This is a genomic window from Butyrivibrio sp., from assembly GCF_017940685.1.
GTDB lineage: Bacteria > Bacillota > Clostridia > Lachnospirales > Lachnospiraceae > Butyrivibrio.
Genome location: NZ_JAGAYD010000110.1, coordinates 1 through 4,262 on the forward strand (window position 1 = coordinate 1; position 4,262 = coordinate 4,262).

Annotated in this window: 4 protein-coding genes; all 4 read left to right on the top strand. The window is 43.5% G+C overall.

Going from position 1 to position 4,262, the window contains the following annotated elements; all coding sequences use genetic code 11:
• Window positions 1-93 precede the first annotated feature (93 nt).
• On the top strand, window positions 94-1,125 hold the full coding sequence (gene gap, locus J6I68_RS06955; RefSeq protein ID WP_292218861.1) for a type I glyceraldehyde-3-phosphate dehydrogenase: 1,032 nt from the start codon (window positions 94-96) through the stop codon (window positions 1,123-1,125).
• Between the two features lie 201 nt (window positions 1,126-1,326).
• Window positions 1,327-2,562, top strand: coding sequence for a phosphoglycerate kinase (locus J6I68_RS06960; RefSeq protein WP_292218864.1), 1,236 nt, complete (start codon window positions 1,327-1,329; stop codon window positions 2,560-2,562).
• A gap of 103 nt (window positions 2,563-2,665) precedes the next feature.
• Window positions 2,666-3,412 (top strand): triose-phosphate isomerase, encoded by a 747-nt coding sequence (gene tpiA / locus J6I68_RS06965; RefSeq protein WP_292204181.1) that lies wholly within the window; start codon window positions 2,666-2,668, stop codon window positions 3,410-3,412.
• Window positions 3,413-3,543: 131 nt separating this feature from the next.
• A partial coding sequence (locus J6I68_RS06970) for a histidine kinase N-terminal 7TM domain-containing protein (protein ID WP_292218868.1) occupies window positions 3,544-4,262 on the top strand: 719 nt, incomplete at its 3' end.

The following is a 4,262-nucleotide window of genomic DNA, read 5'->3' on the forward strand; positions in this document are numbered from 1 at the left end:
AATAGAATAGAGATTGCTGATAAATTATTATCAATTCAGATTGATATAGGAACAGCAACCTATTTATTAAATTCATTTTAGGAGGAACTTAAAATGGCAGTAAAAGTAGCAATCAATGGTTTTGGCCGTATTGGTCGTCTTGCATTCAGACAGATGTTTGGTGCAGAAGGTTACGAAGTAGTAGCTATCAACGATTTAACAAGCCCTAAGATGCTTGCTCATCTTTTGAAGTACGATTCTTCACAGGGACGTTACGTTGAGCTTGGTCATGAAGATGACGTAACAGCTGATGACGAGGCTGGAACAATTACAGTAAAGGGTAAGACAATCAAGATCTACAAAGAGCCTGATGCAAACAATTGCCCATGGGGAGAGCTCGGTGTAGACGTAGTTCTTGAGTGCTCAGGATTCTATACATCAAAAGAAAAGGCACAGGCACACATCAATGCTGGTGCTAAGAAGGTAGTTATTTCTGCTCCTGCAGGAAACGATCTTCCTACAATCGTTTACAACGTTAACCACAAGACACTTACAAAGGACGACAAGATCATTTCAGCTGCTTCTTGCACAACAAACTGTCTTGCTCCTATGGCTAAGGCTCTTAACGACTATGCACCTATCCAGTCAGGTATCATGTGCACAATCCACGCTTACACAGGTGACCAGATGATCCTTGATGGTCCTCAGAGAAAGGGCGACCTCAGAAGATCACGTGCAGGTGCTGTTAACATCGTTCCTAACTCAACTGGTGCTGCAAAGGCTATCGGCCTTGTTATCCCTGAGCTTAACGGAAAGCTCATCGGCGCTGCTCAGCGTGTTCCTACACCTACAGGATCAACAACACTTCTTTTCGCAGTTGTTAAGAAGGCTGACGTTACAAAGGAAGCTGTTAATGCAGCTATGAAGGCAGCAGCTACAGAGTCATTCGGATACAACACAGACGAGATCGTTTCATCTGATATCGTTGGTATGAGATTTGGTTCACTCTTCGATGCTACTCAGACACTTGTTAACAAGGTTGATGATGATACATACGAAGTACAGGTTGTTTCATGGTATGACAACGAGAACTCATACACATCACAGATGGTTAGAACAATCAAGTACTTTGCAGAGCTTGGCTGATTCTACTTAAGTTTAGGAATAGACTTTTAAATGAGGTCCGGTCCATATGGACCGGACCTCATTTCATTTCATGAAATGAGGCCCCGCATGCCAATTAAAGATTGCCTTCGGCAAGGGGCATGCTTATTGAATCATATTCGCACGCCCAGATCAGCGAGTGATCAGGGCTGATTATACAAATAGTCCCAGGAGGATATAAATATGGCACTTAATAAGAAATCAGTTGATGACATCAACGTAAAGGGCAGACGAGTTCTTGTTCGTTGCGACTTCAATGTTCCTTTAAAGAACGGCGAGATCACAGACGAGACCAGAATCGTAGCAGCTCTTCCTACAATCAAGAAGCTTGTAAAGGACGGCGGCAAGGTTATCCTTTGCTCACACCTTGGCAAGGTAAAGAATGGCCCTAATGAGGGTGAGTCACTTGGACCAGTTGCTAAGAGACTTTCAGAGAAGCTTGGCAAGGACGTTAAGTTCATCGACGACTACAACGTAACAGGCGCTGCAGCTACAGGGGCTGTAGAGGCTATGAATGAGGGAGATGTTATTCTTCTTCAGAACACTCGTTTCAGAGGCAAAGAGGAAACCAAGCCTGAAGAGGCTGGCGAGGCTTTTGCAAAAGAGCTTGCTGATCTTGCTGATGACTATGTATGCGACGCATTTGGTTCAGCTCACAGAGCACACGCTTCTGTAGCAGTTGTTACCAAGTACATCAAGGAAAAGGGCGGAAACAACGCCGTTGGATACCTTATGCAGAAGGAGATCGATTTCCTTGGAAACGCAGTTGAGAATCCAGTTAGACCTTTCGTAGCTATTCTTGGCGGCGCTAAGGTTGCTGATAAGCTCAATGTTATCAACACTCTTCTTGATAAGTGTGACACTCTTATCATCGGTGGTGGTATGGCTTACACATTCCTTAAGGCTAAGGGATATGAGGTTGGTAAGTCACTTCTTGATGAGACTAAGGTTGACTACTGCAAAGAGATGATGGCTAAGGCTGAGAAGGCTGGCAAGAAGCTTCTTCTTCCTATCGATACAGTTTGCATCGATTCTTTCCCAGATCCTATCGACAATCCTAACATCACAACAACTGTTGTTGATGCTGACAAGATTCCTGCAGACAAGGAAGGCGCTGATATTGGACCTAAGACAATCGAGCTCTATGCTGATGCAGTTAAGTCAGCTAAGACTGTAGTATGGAATGGACCTATGGGCGTATTTGAGAACCCTGTTCTTGCAGCTGGTACCAAGGAAGTTGCTAAGGCTCTTTCAGAAACTGATGCTACAACAATCATCGGTGGTGGTGATAGTGCAGCTGCTGTTAACCAGCTTGGCTATGCAGACAAGATGAGCCATATCTCAACAGGTGGCGGAGCTTCTCTTGAGTTCCTTGAGGGCAAGAAGCTTCCTGGCGTTTACGCTGCAGACGATAAGTAAAATGTAGTCTAGCATCTGTGGCCTTGAATCTTGCTACAAGGTCACTGATGCATTTACTTCATTAAAACTATATATTAAAAGCATACATGGAGGAAAATTATACATGGCACGTAGAAGAATTATCGCTGGTAACTGGAAGATGAACAAGACTCCAAGCGAAGCAGTTGCTCTTTGCAATGAGCTTAAGGATCTAGTAAAAAACGATAATGTAGATGTTGTTTACTGTGTACCAGCAATTGATATTTGTCCAGTAGTTGAGGCTGTCAAGGGCACAAACGTACATGTTGGTGCTGAGAACTTCTACATTGAGGATAAGGGAGCTTTCACTGGTGAGATCTCAGCTCCTATGCTCAAGGATGCTGGTGTAGAGTACATCATCATCGGACATTCTGAGAGAAGAGATATCTTCGGCGAGAACGATATCCTCATCAACCAGAAGGTTAAGAAGGCATTTGCAGCAGGCCTTAAGCCAATCCTTTGCTGTGGTGAGTCCCTTGCACTTCGTAAGGCGGGCACATACAAAGAGTGGATCGCAAGACAGATCAAATGGGATCTTGACGGCGTAACAGCAGATCAGGTTAAGGAGCTTGTTATCGCATACGAGCCTATCTGGGCTATCGGAACAGGCGAGACAGCAACATCTGACCAGGCTGAGGAAGTTTGCGGACTTATCCGTGAGCTCATCGGACAGATGTACGATGCAGCTACAGCTGATGCAGTACGTATTCAGTACGGCGGATCAATGAACGCTGGCAACGCTGCTGAGCTTCTTTCAAAGCCTAACATCGACGGTGGTCTTATCGGAGGCGCAAGCCTTAAGCCAGATTTCGGCCAGATTGTTAACGCTTAATACTTTGATTAAAACGGCTCCTATCCAGGGGCCGTTTTTTAATTCTATTGTTAACCACTCTTTTTTACTTGTGTTAACTGATATATAATATAGGAAATATCGATTATTCGGTTATGAGGGTGGAACTAAATATGATTTATCTGGTTTGTTTTTCTGTGGCTCTATTGCTTCTGCTGTATATTATGACTTATGGCAGGATAATAGACTATAATCTTATGCTCTTAACAGTGGTGGTGGCAGTAAGTAACGGGGGATATTATGCTCTTTCGGTTGCTAAGACGCTTCCTGAGGCGATTTTAGCCAACACCATATCTTATGTTCTTGGAATATTTTCTCCAATGCTTTTATTTTTCATTGTCTGTGGAGTGTGCAAGATACAGCTTCCAAATCCTGTAATTGGCATTATAACACTGATACAGATCCTTATATATGCAAGTGTATGTACAGTTGGAAGGCTTGATATCTTTTATACGTCTGTACAGATGCATTTAACTGAAACTGGTACATATCTTACCAAGACCTACGGACCAATGCACACAGTCTATCTTATTTCACTGGCGTTTTATACACTGGCAAACATCGCTGTTGCCGTGTATTCCATTAGAAGGAGGACTGCGGTAAGCCGAATAAACGTGGATATCCTGCTATTTGTGGATCTCTTTTCAATTGGGGTCTATGCCAATGAAAGGATGGTAAAAACGCCTATTGAGCTTATGCCTGTTGCTTCCACAATAACACTGGTGATAATGCTAATACCTCTTGTTAAGGTGGCTATCTTTTCACCCTATAACAACGTGGAAATCGTGGATACAGAGTTTAACAACAAGGGATATCTTGTGTTCTCCAAGCA